The organism is Longimonas halophila, assembly GCF_002554705.1.
GTDB classification, from domain to species: domain Bacteria; phylum Bacteroidota; class Rhodothermia; order Rhodothermales; family Salinibacteraceae; genus Longimonas; species Longimonas halophila.
In genome coordinates this window covers 566,126-579,689 of the sequence record NZ_PDEP01000001.1, presented here as the reverse complement: position 1 = coordinate 579,689, position 13,564 = coordinate 566,126, and the positions used below count along the sequence as shown (strand labels likewise).

Annotated in this window: 8 protein-coding genes; 7 read left to right on the top strand and 1 reads right to left on the bottom strand. The window is 59.8% G+C overall.

Annotation, left to right across the window (positions count from 1 at the left end):
- The first annotated feature begins 214 nt into the window (after positions 1-214).
- A complete protein-coding gene (locus CRI93_RS02280) occupies positions 215-1,627 on the top strand; it encodes a hypothetical protein (RefSeq protein ID WP_098060978.1) in 1,413 nt (470 codons plus the stop codon).
- 546 nt (positions 1,628-2,173) lie between these two features.
- Positions 2,174-3,622: an alpha-amylase domain-containing protein gene (locus tag CRI93_RS02275; protein WP_098060977.1), complete on the top strand. Its 1,449-nt coding sequence runs from the start codon at positions 2,174-2,176 to the stop codon at positions 3,620-3,622.
- Positions 3,623-3,815: 193 nt separating this feature from the next.
- Here the strand turns inward: CRI93_RS02275 and dnaE are convergent, their stop codons facing one another.
- Positions 3,816-7,304 (bottom strand): DNA polymerase III subunit alpha, encoded by a 3,489-nt coding sequence (gene dnaE / locus CRI93_RS02270; RefSeq protein ID WP_098060976.1) that lies wholly within the window; start codon positions 7,302-7,304, stop codon positions 3,816-3,818.
- Positions 7,305-7,555: 251 nt separating this feature from the next.
- Between dnaE and CRI93_RS02265 the strand changes: the two genes are divergently transcribed.
- The 5 genes from CRI93_RS02265 (at position 7,556) to CRI93_RS02245 (ending at position 13,547) form a co-directional block, all read left to right on the top strand.
- The gene (locus tag CRI93_RS02265) at positions 7,556-8,293 is read left to right on the top strand and encodes an amino acid kinase family protein (protein ID WP_098060975.1); all 738 of its coding nucleotides are present in this window, start codon (positions 7,556-7,558) and stop codon (positions 8,291-8,293) included.
- Between the two features lie 141 nt (positions 8,294-8,434).
- The gene (locus CRI93_RS02260) at positions 8,435-8,626 is read left to right on the top strand and encodes a histone H1 (protein ID WP_098060974.1); all 192 of its coding nucleotides are present in this window, start codon (positions 8,435-8,437) and stop codon (positions 8,624-8,626) included.
- Between the two features lie 309 nt (positions 8,627-8,935).
- Positions 8,936-9,907, top strand: coding sequence for a DUF3078 domain-containing protein (locus CRI93_RS02255; protein ID WP_098060973.1), 972 nt, complete (start codon positions 8,936-8,938; stop codon positions 9,905-9,907).
- A gap of 52 nt (positions 9,908-9,959) precedes the next feature.
- Complete coding sequence (locus CRI93_RS02250; protein ID WP_098060972.1) at positions 9,960-12,143, top strand: A24 family peptidase; 2,184 nt, start codon at positions 9,960-9,962, stop codon at positions 12,141-12,143.
- 75 nt (positions 12,144-12,218) lie between these two features.
- Positions 12,219-13,547, top strand: coding sequence for a type IX secretion system plug protein (locus tag CRI93_RS02245; protein ID WP_176521629.1), 1,329 nt, complete (start codon positions 12,219-12,221; stop codon positions 13,545-13,547).
- Positions 13,548-13,564 lie beyond the last annotated feature (17 nt).

The window sequence follows — 13,564 nt, the reverse complement described above, 5'->3', positions numbered from 1 at the left end:
GGATTTCGGGTAGGTCCTTGGGTATAAAGACGTTTTGCGTGTCCGGGCAGTCGCTGCTTTCCCGCAGTGTACTAATAGGATGCAATTACAATATCACTTTGGGTAGCAGACGCCACCAGGCCAGCCGTAGGAGGTCACCCTGTAAAGGTCGCCTATGGCGTGTTCTGACTCTGGATGCTACCGCTCACTGACCTAATTCAAACATACGTAGATCATGTATTTGCTCCAAAAGATCGGAACGCTGCTCATTGTGGGCGTGCTGCTGGGATGTGGCGCTGCACCCGTGCTGGCACAAGACGGTGTCAGGGGCGACGACGTCAGCGACAATGAACAGGCTGGAGATGCACTTGAGCCGCTCTTTCCGGAGTCGCTCGGCGCAGCCTCATTGGAACAAGTTGAACCGGAATCCGGGCTTAGTAGCGTCGGAATGTACACGCATCCGGATGTCGACAGCCCCCTGGCGTTGGTGCTGGCATACGGAGCCACTGTCGAGGGAATGGTGGCGGAATTGACGTCCATGAAGATGGAGTCCGAGGATTGGGAGACCGAAGAGTGGGACATCCAGGGCCGCAATGTGCACTACATGAATGTTCGCGAGATGGACAGGGGAAGGGCTACTGAAAGCCCTGGGGAAAGCGGCACGGATGGTCGCCAGGCGGACAACCGGAGAACCCTTGCCGTTGTGCTTGTCGATCAGTTCCTGGTGGGTTTCATGACCGAGCAGGATGTGGAGCCCGCACTGATGCGGAGTCTCTTCGAGCAATATGATTTGGATGCGTTGGCGTCGTGGGAGGCGCCGGGTTCGCCCCCGCGCCACTCCTTCGCGGCTGGCACCTGCCTCAGCATAGCGTGCTTAATGACAAGCGAAGATCTGGAGACGCTCTTTCCAGCGTCGCTGGGAGAGGCCTCGTTAGAGCACGTTGAGCCCGAAGACGACGGCCTCCGAAGCCGCGGAGTATACACGCATCCCGAGGTAGACGGCTCATTGTCCCTGGCATTGGCATACGGGTCCAGCGTTGAAGAAGGAGCCATGCAGATAAGCTCATTACAGATGCAAGGGGCTACTGAGTCGGAAGACTGGCACACCGAAGAATGGGACATACAGGGGCATACTGTGCACTACATGAGCGAAGGGGGGAACGCCGTCGCCATTAGTCTAATCGATCAGTTCCTCGTGTTCACGATGACGGAAGGGGCTGCTGAGCCGGCTCTGTTTCGCTCGCTCTTTGAGAGCTACGATCTGAACGCATTGGCTTCGTGGGACGCCCCGGGTTCGTATATGCCTCACTCGTTGAGCTCGAACACGTGTCTTAGCATCGAATGCTTCTCCAAGCGCGTCGCGTCGTGCGAATCAGCCCAGATGATGGGGCAGCTGAACCGCCGTCTGGGGGGCGTGTACACCGTTGAAGAGCCTGCTGATGAGGAGCAGTGCCTGCTCTCGTTCGCGTTTACCAACAACCCGAACCCCGATGTTGTAGACAAGAAGGTATTCTTTCCCGTTGATCGTAATGCCGACCTCGTGGAAAACTTCCAAGACAACGTAATGCGTCCTATGCAGGCCTGCCTGGAGGAAACCGACGAAGCTTCAGAGCACTGCGGGGGACCGCTACTTGATGTGATGGAGTAGCCCGCGGTATGGCAGTATTCCATGACACATCACTACAGCAGATCTGCGCCGCTCCCAGACACTGGTGAGCGGCGCTTTTTAGTTGCCCTTATCTGATGCTTCCACGCTGAAGCCATTAGGCGCACCCGTAAATGTAAGCGGTTACTTAAATTGAGGGGAAAGCAAGTTATTGGATCACTCCTGTCTCCTTGCTCCGTGCGCTCATGTTGAGAAATCGAGATAGCACAAGGCAAAAAAGCCATTCTGACGTGTCAGGGTCTTATATTATGGGCTCCTTGACATTTTGTTAACGGGATAGTAGTATGTAAGCGGTTACAGGCTGTAAGCGCTTACATCATGTTTTTGTAACACTTCAGCCTCAGGTTGTGCACCTTACGTAGATGGATGCCCCCTTCCACCACGGGATTCAAAATACGGTTGTAGCGTGCACAATTTGGCCGTTCTGTCTACCCGGCGTAGCGTGCTGAACTCTTCAACAGAGCACAGCCCTATATGTAGTGATACGTCGTTCTCATACTTCGTTCACTGACCTTTTGCAACTGTACGATGATACCACTAACGCGCAGTATTCCGTTACTGAAAGCGCTTTTTCTTGCATCCGTTCTGCTTTTTGCCGGATGTGACGACTCGACTGTTGTCGATGAGACGGAGCCGTCGACCGACGGACCCGACATGGAGGCGCCTTCGATCTTTTCCTCTCACGATAAGCCTCCGGTGCTTCTCCAGGGTTTTTACTGGGACAGCCCGGCAGATGTCGGCGATGGCGAATGGTGGGATTTCGTTCGCACCCGTATTCCTGAGTTAGCTGACGATGGGTTCACACACATGTGGCTTCCGCCTGCCCACAAAGCCCAAAACTGCCCGTCAATGGGCTATGACCCATACGACTACTTTGACCTGGGTGAATACAACCAGAAATGCGGGACGGAAACGTGGTTCGGAAGCCGTCAGGAATTAGAGCAACTCGTGGATGTGGCCGATCAGGAGAACATCACACTGATGGCAGACATCGTGTTCAATCATAACTCGGGCGGCGACTTGGAATACAACCCCAATGTAGGCGACTCCACGTACACTGACTTCCAGCCCGCCAGTGGAGAGTACACGTTCGATTACAACAACTTCCACCCCTCCACCTATGCCGATTCGGATGCCGGGACCTTTGCTGGTTTCTCGGACCTGGCGCATGCCAATCCGGAAACATTCAATGTGGTGCAGGATCACCAGCAATGGCTTGATGACACGATTGGGTTTGACGCCTGGCGCTACGACTTCGTGAAAGGACTTAACCCGAGCGTTGTACGGGAGCTGCAACAGAATGTAGGCGGATTCGGCGTCGGCGAGTTCTGGGACGGCAATAAGGACTTGCTTCACCAGTGGCTCAATGACATCGATTACACGGCGAGCGTATTCGACTTCCCCTTCTTCTATAGCCTGCAAGCTATGGCAAACGATGGAAGTGGAAACTACGACATGCGCAACCTGTGGGGCTCGGGCATGCTCTTTGACGTGCCGTTTCATACCGTCACGTTTGTGGAGAACCACGATACGGACAAAGACGATCCAATCGTGCAAGACAAACGCATGGCGTATGCCACCATCTTGACGCACGAAGGGGTGCCAACGGTCTTCTGGAAAGACTACTACAACTACGGCCTGGCACGCCGTGGCGAAGCAACCGGCATCGCACAGCTCATCTGGGTCTACCAGACGCTGGCTGATGGCGGTTCTACGCTCTTGCACGCCGACGAGGATCTGTATATGATGCAGCGCGACGGATCGCCTGGCCTGGTGCTGGTGCTTAACGACGATCCAAACGATTGGAAAGGCACGACCGTCAACACGCAATGGGCGAATACCGAACTGCATGCATACGCGTGGGGAAGCAGCGTAGAAGAACCGCAGCCCCAAAATAAGTGGACTGACGGCAATGGCTCGGTAGACCTCTGGGCACCGCCGCGTGGGTATGCCGTGTATGCGCCGAACGGCTATTGATCTGCTAACGCGAGTGGTGTGCTACGCCACGTAGCACGCCATCACAACTGTTCAAAATTAGACCCCGACAGGATATCCACAGGCGTGGATTTCCTGTCGGGGCTTTTACATGGGTATGCCTTGTCTGTAGGTCGTGTACAACACGAAATACAACGTGATGCTGCCGCCATACCCGACATGCCTTGAGCGCTCCTTACTGGTTCCCCTTCAGCGTCACGGCGTCATTGCCGAAGAGCTGCTTCACGCCACGCATGAAGCCCGATGTGGGCTCGACGACAAACTTGCGGCTCCGTAGCCGTTCTGGGCCGCGTAGCTCGGGGGCGTTCACGTCGAAGTATAGCGTGCAGTTGCCGCGGTGCTCGGTGCACAGGTCGCGCAGGCGATTTAGGGTGGAGCGGTCGAGCAGGTCGGCATCCACTTCAAGCACGACCTCGTTCACCAGACGCTCGCGGACCTTCCACATCGGGAAGACCTCCTGCACAATGACCGACACCGAGGTGCCACGCACCTCCGCGTTGCCCTTCACGAGCACCACGTCGTCTACGTTCAGGTACGGTTGGATGCGGTCGAGCACGCTCGCAAAGCAGACCAACTCGCCCTGCCCCGTAAAGTCCTCGACCTTCGCGAAGGCAATGGGTTTGCCGTTTTTGGTGGTGCGGCGGTTGACCTCCGTAATGATTCCGCAGAATGTGCGTACCGGACCGCGATTGCGTCCGTCGCCGCTCTGGGTGTGGGCAATGGCCCGTTCCAGGGCCTCGGTTTCGCCGAAGTGGGCGCTGGCGAAGGCTTCTGCCTCGGCCTTGTACTCATCGAGCGGGTGCCCCGATACGTAGACGCCGATAACCTCGTGTTCGGCTTTGAGCTTCTTCCCCTTGGCCCACGGCTCGGTATCGGGTAAAGACGGTTCCATCTCATCTCCGCCAATGCCGCCATCGCCAAAGAGCGAGTTTTGTCCTGCCGCGCGGTCGGCCTGTACCTTCTGTCCATACTTAACGGCGATGTCCACCGCTTCAAGGAGCTGGGCGCGGTGGCCTTCGAGTTCGTCGAGCGCCCCCGCCTTCACGAGGGCCTCCAGCGTGCGCTTGCCTGCGGTACGCAGATCCAGGTGCTTCGTGAGGTCCCAGATCGTGTTGAAGGGGCCGTGCTCCTCGCGTGTCTCAATGATCGCTTCTACGGCTCCCGTGCCAGCGCCCTTCACTGCGCCCATGCCAAACAGAATGGCGCCCTGGTCTACCGTAAACTGCACATCGCTGCGGTTGATAGAGGGCGGCAGGATCTCGATGCCCAGCGTGCGGGCCTCCTCCAGCACCACACTCAGCTTGTCGTTGTTGCCGATGTCGTTCGTCATGGCTGCTGCCATGAACTCGGCCGGGTAGTGGGCCTTCAGATACGCCGTCTGGTACGCAACGATGGAGTAGGCCGCAGCATGCGAGCGGTTAAACCCGTACCCGGCAAACTTGGCCATCAACTCCCACACCTCCTCGATGGTGGCATCGGAGACATCCTGAGCGCGAGCTCCCTGGACAAATTCATTCTTCATTTTGTCCACAACTTTCTTCTTTTTTTTGCCCATTCCCCTCCGCAGAATATCTGCCTTGCCCAGGCTGAAGCCACCCATTTCCTGGGCCATCTGCATGACCTGCTCCTGGTACACCGGGATGCCGTATGTCGGCTCCAGGATCTCCTCAAGCATCGGGTGCGGGTACTCGACCTCCTCGTTGCCGTGCTTGCGGGCAATGTACGACGGAATGTTCTCCATCGGACCCGGACGGTAGAGCGAGTTCATCGCAATAAGGTCGTTGAGCTCCGTCGGCTTCAGCTTGCGCAGCCACTCGCGCATGCCGGTCGACTCAAACTGGAAGATGGATACCGTTTCTCCACGCTGAAACAGCTCGTAGGTGTCCTCATCGTCGAGCGGGATCTCGTCGATGTCGATCTCCACGCCATGCTTTTTCTGGATAAGATCGAGCGTGTCGTTGATAACGGTAAGGGTCTTCAGGCCCAGGAAGTCCATCTTCAAGAGGCCGAACTCCTCGACCCAGTCGCCATCGTACTGCGTGGTGATGACCTTTTCGCCCTTGCTCTTTGACACGCTGACGGGTACGTAATCGCTCACTTCACCCGGCGCAATGATAACGCCCGCCGCGTGCACACCGGTGTGGCGCGCCGAGCCCTCCAGCACGTCGGCATACTGCATCATCTTGCGAATCTTGGGGTTGTCCGACTGTTTTAGTTGCCGGAACTCGGGGACGTCCTCGTAGGCGTCGTCGAGGTCCACGCCCACGCCGTCGGGCACCATCTTGGCAATGCGGTCGGCCTCGCTCAGGGGGATGTCGAGCACGCGGGCCACGTCGCGGATCACCGTCTTGGCTCCCATCGTGCCAAAAGTGATGATCTGGCACACGTTCTCGCGCCCGTACTTGTCGACCACATAGTCGATGACCTTCGAGCGGCCCCGGTCGTCGAAGTCAATGTCGATGTCGGGCATCGACACGCGTTCGGGGTTCAGGAAGCGCTCAAACAGCAGGTCGTACTTGAGCGGATCCACGTTGGTGATGCCCAGGCAGTAGCTCACGCAGCTCCCGGCAGCGGATCCACGGCCCGGACCCACACGCACACCCAGGTCGCGGGCGGCATCGGTAAAGTCCTGCACAATAAGGAAATAGCCCGCATATCCCATTTCTTTGATGATGCCCAGCTCGTGGTTCAGCCGGTCGACCACGCGCTGAGAGAGTGGTTCGGGGTAGCGCTGCTTCGCCCGCTCAAACGCCACATGGCGCAGGTACGCGTCCATGTCGTCGTCGAACGCGTCGGGGATGGGGTAGTGCGGCATGAGCAGGTCGCCCATGGGCAGCTCAAAGTCGCACTTGGCGGCGACCTCCGCAGTGTTGGTGAGAGCATTTTGCTGGATCGGATCGGGCAGATCCGAGAGCGCGTCGACCATCTCATGCGCGCCCTTCATGTAGAACTGGTCGTTCTCGAAGCGCATGCGGTTCGGGTCGTTGTACTGCTTGCCTGTTTGGAGGCAGAGCATCACGTCTTGCGCTTCGGCGTCTTCCTGGTCGACGTAGTGCACGTCGTTAGTGCCAACAACGGCCACATCGTACTCGCGGGCCCAGCGTACCAGCACCTCATTGCAGGTGTGCTGATCGTCGATGTTGTGGTCCTGGAACTCGATGTAGTAGTCGTCGCCGAAGATGTCGAGGTACATCTCAAACAACTCGCGCGCCCGTTCCTCTCCCTTGTTCAAGATTGCCTGGGGCACTTCGCCCTGCAGGCAGCAGGTAGTGGCGATAAGTCCTTCGTGATGCTCGCGCAGCAGCCCGTGGTCGATGCGCGGCTTGTAGTAGAAGCCATCGGTGTACGACTTCGACGACAGCTTGATTAGGTTGTGGTAGCCAACCTCATTCTTGGCCAGCAGCACCTGATGGTAGCGGGTCTTGTCTTTCTTGTCGTGGATGCCACTGGGCGTTAGATAGAACTCGCATCCAATGATCGGCTGCACCCCCTTGTCGCGCGCTGTGGTGTAAAACTCAGGCACGCCGTACAGATTGCCGTGGTCGGTGATGGCCACCGCCGGAATCTGCTTCTGGCGGGCCCGGTCGATCATGGTGTCGATGCCAGCAGCGCCGTCGAGCAGCGAGTACTGGGTGTGGCAATGCAGATGGCAAAAGTCGTCCATAGCAGCAGGAGTCGGGCGGAACGAGCAGGCGAAGAGGCACCGAAGGGCCAGGCCGTGCGAGGCGCACGTATCAATGAAGCACACAGCCGTCGCATCGTCAATACATGCGGTATGAAATAACAGGCCGGTGGGCCCTGTCTCCTGTGGAACGTGCCTGAGGGCATACGCTCCATCGGATAGGCGAACCACAGGCTTGGCGTGCTCGTTGGTCATGCGCATTTGCTTTTCAGCCTAACCCCCTGCTTGCTTCCGTGCTTTACATCTTGTACCTGGACACCGAACACGTCAGCGATCCGCTGTTTCTGGAGGCGCTGGCGCAGCAGTTTCATAAGCATCCGGTGGGCCATCGGCGAGCGCTGATCGTACACGGCAGTAGTGAGAAGGTAGAGCGCACGTTTGAGGCCGAGGGTCAGTTCATAGAGCGCGAGAACGGACTACTGCCGGTAGAGACGGAGGAGCAGCGCCGCCTGGTGGAGCGCGACTTGCGCGAAACCAACCAGTCTATTGTGGCGACGCTTACCGACCAGGTGGTGCCCACGGTGGGTATTCAGGGCACCGACCGCCAGCTACTGCGCCGCACCGACGACGGCACTATTGCTGCGGCTAACAACCTGGGATGGCTCGATGCGCTTCTCAAGCAACACGTAGTCGCGGTGGTTTCGTCGATGATTGCATCTGACCCCGACACGATTGCCGAAGAGGTCCCGCTGCCGGAGGCCGCTGCAGCGCTGGCCCGCCACTTTGCCGCCGATGCTGTGACCGACGATCCGCCGGTGCGTGTGGTATTTTTCCACCCGGATGATACGCCGGGCTTGCAAGCCGACGATGGTACCCTGCATGAGGAGTGCCCGCCCTCGCATCCCGACATTCCCCACAAAAACGCGGTTGACGTGCTCGTAGCGCAGCATATGCCTGTACTACTCACCAACACGAACGGGTTTTTCGGCGGAGATACACCAAGTGGGACCCGTATTGCGCCCATGGATTGAACCTTTGGGTAAATTGGCGTCAAAGATGCGAGTAAACGCCACAGACGCCGTATCCGGCTTGAATGCGGTGTAAGGGGGGGTTATGTTTGGACGCTTAAAACCGCCGATCTTTAGAATCTTAAAACCTGCTTTAACGCACCTATGAGCACTTTTGAAGAACGTTATAGCCAACTCACCAGCCTCGTAGAAGACGCTGAGGAAGACCTCATGAAGTTCTACGAAAAAGAGAACAAGGCTGCGGGCACCCGTGCTCGGAAGAGCATGATGGCCCTGAAAAAACTGGCTCACGAAATCCGACAGGAAATCCAGGACATCAAAAACGAGGAGCTGTAAGCGCTCGTTTGGGCCAGTTGCTTTATTGTCTGGCTTCCCTGTGGCGGAGCCTCCCCGCAATGCCTGTTATTAGGTATGGAGGCTCCATGCACATGGGCGATGCCCAGAAGGCAAGCCCGCATCTGCGCGGACTCGCCTTCTGGGCATTTGTACATACGGGGCGTCTACGCGACAAGTCAGCTGCGCTGCTGACAAGATAACACAGCCGCTGCAGGGAATGGGCTCCGAGTTGTGTACGACAGGTATTGTGTGTTGCACGTCATTCCGAGGACCATCATCCGTCTTTCCAGAATAGCTTTTTTTCGTTTCATGTATACTGATACGTCTGATTCGGCGCCTCAAGCGCTGCGCTACGGCTTTGCATGGGCCAGTGGACTTTTCATCACCATGCTGCTAATGAGTGTGCTCCCGCTTGTTGCCCAGGGCCAGTCGCTCCCCACCGCACCCGACGAACCGGATCCTCCGCAAGAGGAGGAGCCGCACCCGTGGACGTACGACATGGGGCTTCGCTTTTCCGGCTCGCAGGCCGCGTATAGCAACTGGCAGGAAGGGGGCTTGCAGTCGGTTGCTTTTTCGGTGGCGCTTACTGGCGAGGCACGCCGTGCCACAGAGCATCTGGCTCAGATGTATCGGGGTGACTTTCGCATCGGATTTCTGAACCAGCAGAGTGAGCCGTTCCGCAAGTCCGAAGATGTACTGCGCCTGCAAATGGCCCAGCGCTACATTGGCGACGACTTCTTCAAGCTGTTCAATCCGACGTTTGCTTCTGTGCTGCGTACGCAGTTCGTAAAGGGGTTTAACTACGATGAGGACCCCTTCGATGACGACGTAAACCGCGAAACGCCGGTGCTGGTGTCTAATTTCCTGTCGCCTGCGTTCTTTACGCAGTCGCTTGGTCTAACGTACGAGCCCGCGTCGTGGTACATGCTGCGGGCTGGTGGTGCTATGAAGCAGACCATTGTGAAAGACCAGGAGCTGCGCCCGCTCTACGATGTGGACACCAACGATTTTCTGCGTCTGGAAGCGGGGGCTGAGCTCAACAATGTTGTTGATGTTGAGATCATGGAAAACGTCCGCTGGCGCTCAACGCTGAACGTGTTCTTCTCATTCAACGAAATCGAGAGCCCGCCCGATGTGACGTGGGAGAACAACGTGTCGCTACGGGTGAATGACTGGCTGAGCACCGAACTGGAGTTCGTTGCGCTCTACAACGAAAATGTGAGCGATGCGGTGCAGATCAAAGAGGTGCTCTCGGTTGGCGTTACCTTTAGCCTGATTTAGCACGTGCCGGGATGTGCATGCTCGGCTGCCTGCCAATACGTACACAGCGCGCATGACAACGCGACTCCTTATCGGTGGATACGTAGCGGTGGCGATCCTCTGTTGGAGTGTGCCCCCGCTGGCCACGCTGCACTACCCCGCCGGGGTGGTCTGGGCCGTTACGGCATTTGTAGGAAGCGGGGTGTTTGCTGTGCGCCAGTTTGCAGGCACCACGCGGTCCCTGCCACACGTAACCCGCGCAGCCGTCGCTTTTCTGAGCATCCCACTCGTGGGGCTGTTGATGCCAGGGCTGTGGCGCGCGCATTGCGATCTGGTAGCCGGGGTCGGCTACTTCCTGCTCTTCCCGCTGTGTTCGGCGCTCTTCGCCGTAGCGCTGGCCTACTGGCTCACGAGCCGCTCCACGCGATATGCGACGGCGCAGCTGCTGGGCATTGGAGGGCTCATTGCCATCGCGGGCCCGGTGTACGACATCGGGCTGCATCCGCAGTTCTACACGTACAACCATGTGTTTGGCGGCGTACTCGCACCCATCTACGACCGTTTCCTGCCGTTCCGGCCCGGACTCATCGCCTTTCGGGGCACGACGCTGCTCTGGGCCGCACTCCTGGTAGCGCGTGGATATGCGCTGCGCCAGGGCCGGTGGTCGGTGGGCGCGGCAGTCATGGCAAGCACAGCCGCCGTGGCGTTAGTTGGCGCTTATGTCTATGCCGATGCGCTGCACATCAACACGTCGGCCCCGCGCATCCAGCACGCGCTGGGTGCGCAGCATACCACCGAACATTTCGACGTGCATTACGACGCGGAGGCAATTGATTCGTCTACCGTTGCGCGCATTGGAGACGACCTGGAGTTTGAACGCGCCCGTCTGGCACACGACCTGAAGGCAGGATCCGAGGCGCCCACCGGCATCCAGGTGTACCTGTATCCGGATGCGGAGACGCGCGCCCGGCTCACGGGAGCACACACCACCAGCGTGGCCCCGGTGTGGCTGGCTACGCCGCAGATGCATCTGCTCATGCAGCGGTACGGCTCCATGCCTCACGAAATGGCCCACCTCATGACACGCCCGTACGGGCTGCCCGTCGTCAACGCGTCGTGGTCGGTGGGGCTGGTGGAGGGTTGGGCCGTGGCGCTCGACGCTCCCACGCGCCGTCCGCCGCCCCACGATCAGGTGCTGGCGGCGACGTCTCCCGGCGAACTGGACCGCCGGGCCCAGATGGTACAGCAGCGCGCCACGCCCTGGGGCTTTTGGAGCGCCCCCGGCGGGGTGTCGTACACGGTGTTTGGTTCGTTTGTCGCATCGGTAGCGGATACGCACGGCCACGATGCCATTGCAGAGGCGTATGCCTGGGGCAATCTGGACGCAACCACTGGATGCTCCATCGCCGCGCTTACAGATACGTGGCTGGATCAGCTTCAACGACAGCCGCAGGTGGATACCGAGGCGCGTCCGGTGGCGCAGCGGCGCTTTCGCATCCCCGGGTTCTTTGCGCTCGACTGCCCCTACAAACCGATTCCAGCCCAGGCGCGCTATGAGCAGGCGCAGGCTGATCTTAGCCGCGAAGACACCACGACCGCGCGACAGACCCTGCACGCGGTGATAGACGACCACCCAGACTTCACACCAGCGCGTCGCCTGCTGGCGCGCATTCAGGTGGATACGCAGCCGCCCGACAGCGTGACCCAGGCGCTGGGCGATGCGGAGGCGTGGCAAGCCGAAGACTGGGCCCTCTTCGCGCAGAGCCACGCTCGCCACGCACGTTGGAATCGTGCCGCCCAGGCGTACCGGCGGGCCGAGCAGGCCACGCCGCGCGCTGCCATCGAAGCCCGCACGCGCTACATTGCCCGTGCGCTCGATGCAGACGCTTCGGGGCCGCGCGCCGACTCTACGTGGCAGCAGCGACTTCGGGCGTTTGAGGCGCCGCTTTCGTCGGATACGCTGGACGTGCGCCTCCACCGAACGCGCCATCTGGATACGCTGCGCACGGCGGAGATGCCGCAAGGATGGCGGAATACGTGGCGCCTGCGCATCCACCTGGGTACCGTACAGGCCGCCCGCCGTCAGCGCGATGCAGATGCCCTGTACGAGGCCGCATGTACGGCCCGAACAGAAGCCTACGCCCAAAATGCGCGTCCGCTGTATGGCGTTGTAACGCACGAAATCCGGCGTGCAGCGTGGATGCGCACCGGCACGCCGGTAGCGGCCTGCGCGGTGGACGACCCGCCCGAACCGTAAGCAACAGGGTTCGTTCAGCACGACGTAGCGCGCATGCGCTGCTCGTCCTCCTTCCTGTACAACGTGTATACGCTCATGTCTGTGTGCCCTTCGTGTCCTGCCGGGATGTCGCCGCCCGGATCGTTCTGCCCCTGGGCCTACGGGCTGGGCCTTCTGCTGGTGCTCCTGGCGCTGCTCACAGGGGGGTGCGCAACCAGCGAAAATGCTACCTCATCTCCTGAGGAACCGCGCGCCCCCCGGGCGTTGCTGGCTCCTGCAGACTCTACCGTACGCACCGTGCAGCTCTATCGTGGCGAGGACGAGCGCGCCCTGCCGGTGCTGTCGATGCAAGGCGGCGCCCCCCTGACGCTGGAGTTTGACCTGCTCGTAGACGACGGGCGTCCGCTCAGCGTGTACTTCATCCACGCCGATCGCACGTGGCGGCGCGACCTGACGCCCTCGCAATACATGCAGAGCTTCGCCTCCGACCGGCTGCTCGACTACCGCTTTTCCCGCAGCACCGAGGTGCCGTATGTGCACTACACGTACGAATTCCCCAACGACAGCATTGGCTTTACGGTGAGCGGCAACTACATTGTGCGCGTGACCGAGCAGGGCAACCGCGACGCCGTGCTGTTTGAGCGCCCGTTTTACGTGAGTGAGCAGGAGGCGGCAGGCGATTTGGAACTGGAGGCGCTGCGCCAGCCGGGCACGGCCCGCGCGCCGCTCCGCCCCACCTTGCGGTTTACGCCGCCCGACGATCTGCAGGGCAATCCGTATGGCTATACCGTCTGCTTTGCGCGTGACGTCATGCTCGAAGCGCCCCGCTGCAGCACGCGACCACTGCTCAACGCACAACCCCAACTCGGCTTCGAACTCGACCGCGAGGCCGCGTTTGCCCCCGAGATCCCCGCGCTTGAACTGGATCTGAGCAACTTGCGGACCAGCATCCGCATTGCCCGGGTCGACCGCCAGCGGCGTCCGCCCCGCGTGGTGCTCGACCCCGACCGTGCCCGCGTGCTTGAGGGTGAACCGGCGGCGGTGGGCGGACCCTCCGTCATTCGAGACGCGCTGCGTGGCGTGTCCGACGGCGAACTCTCGGGTGACTACGTGGACGTACAGTTCGCCCTTGTGCCGCCCGATGCCGTGCCGGTGCAGGGCGCGGTTCGTCTAAACGGACCCGTTGCTCCCGAGGGCGTCCCCATGCAGTGGGATGCGCAGGCCGAACACTACACCGCTACGCTACGCATCAAACAGGGCCTGCATGCCTATCGCTATGAGACCACCGATGCCGGGCTGCAGCGCGTTCTGCAACGGGCCTCGCTACGCTACGCGCGGCAGTATCTGACCTTCGTGTACTATCGCGATGCCCGTGTGGGCACCGATCGCCTGCTGCAGGTGCAAACGGCGCGCCCGCCGCGCTAACCACGTTCCCGCCCGCC

Coding starts and splice junctions, on each gene's coding strand:
- dnaE (WP_098060976.1), bottom strand. CDS start 7,304: ATGGACGACTTTTGCCATCTGCATTGCCACACCCAGTACTCGCTGCTC.
- CRI93_RS02250 (WP_098060972.1), top strand. CDS start 9,960: ATGACAACGCGACTCCTTATCGGTGGATACGTAGCGGTGGCGATCCTC.
- CRI93_RS02255 (WP_098060973.1), top strand. CDS start 8,936: ATGTATACTGATACGTCTGATTCGGCGCCTCAAGCGCTGCGCTACGGC.
- CRI93_RS02245 (WP_176521629.1), top strand. CDS start 12,219: ATGTCTGTGTGCCCTTCGTGTCCTGCCGGGATGTCGCCGCCCGGATCG.
- CRI93_RS02260 (WP_098060974.1), top strand. CDS start 8,435: ATGAGCACTTTTGAAGAACGTTATAGCCAACTCACCAGCCTCGTAGAA.
- CRI93_RS02280 (WP_098060978.1), top strand. CDS start 215: ATGTATTTGCTCCAAAAGATCGGAACGCTGCTCATTGTGGGCGTGCTG.
- CRI93_RS02275 (WP_098060977.1), top strand. CDS start 2,174: ATGATACCACTAACGCGCAGTATTCCGTTACTGAAAGCGCTTTTTCTT.